Raw genomic sequence first — 859 nt, forward strand, 5'->3', positions numbered from 1 at the left:
TCTGAAGACAGCTTTTTATCTGTTGAATCCGTTAAAAACGCTTCTGCCGTTTTTCCCCACTCCAAATTGTCTTGCGCCAAATTGGGCAGCAATAAAACCTTTCCGCCAGAATGCCACACTGCCAACACGGCACAGGCAAACAGCGCGGCATCGTCAAACCACAGCGCGGCCGTTTGCACGCCTGCCTGTTTCAGACGGCCTGACAGATGAAAAACCGCACGGTTGAAATCAGCACGCGTCCAATTCGGATGGGCAGCGATAAGGTCGTGTTGGGGCAGGTCGGGGGATAGAATTTGGGTTAGGTGCATGATGGTTCTAAGGTTTTATAATTTTGATGTATTTGCCTTGGTATCTTCTTTGAATTGGGCCAAGCATTCATCGTATTGTTTGTTTGTCGTTTGGCGTACCAATTCGTAATCATTTGCCTGCCACTCTTCCAATGAATGGCTTTCACTTCTTTTGAAGCAATGGAGTAACCGATCGGTTTTGCCGTTTTGTCCGTCTACAAAAGGCTGATAATTGATGAAATATTTTTAATGGTTTAAACCTTCAAAACTAATTTCCGATAAATCCACTCTCCGGCAAATAATATTCCCATTAACACATACGACACGATGCCTGTATAAGCCGCCCACCAATCGTAATATTGCAAGCTTGCCAAAATGGCGGCGGTTGCGCCGTTGAAGATAAAGAACGCGCACCAGATTTTCGTAACGCGTCGAGTGTGGCGCACACCTTCGGGCGGCAGGTCGGGGTGTTGCAGTCGGGCGAGGCGTTCGATAACGGTTTGTTTGGCAAACAGGCTGCCGCCGAAAATGGCAAGCATCAGTGCATTGACGGCGACGGGATACCAATACAT

General features: G+C 47.8%; 2 pseudogenes. Both read right to left on the minus strand.

From position 1 onward, the window contains the following. A pseudogene (locus tag ACTHUR_RS12800) lies at positions 1–308 on the minus strand (AMP-binding protein); the annotation flags it as partial. Positions 309–541: 233 nt separating this feature from the next. Next, a pseudogene (locus tag ACTHUR_RS12805) lies at positions 542–859 on the minus strand (hypothetical protein); the annotation flags it as partial.

This window comes from Neisseria sp. P0021.S007 (assembly GCF_051956855.1).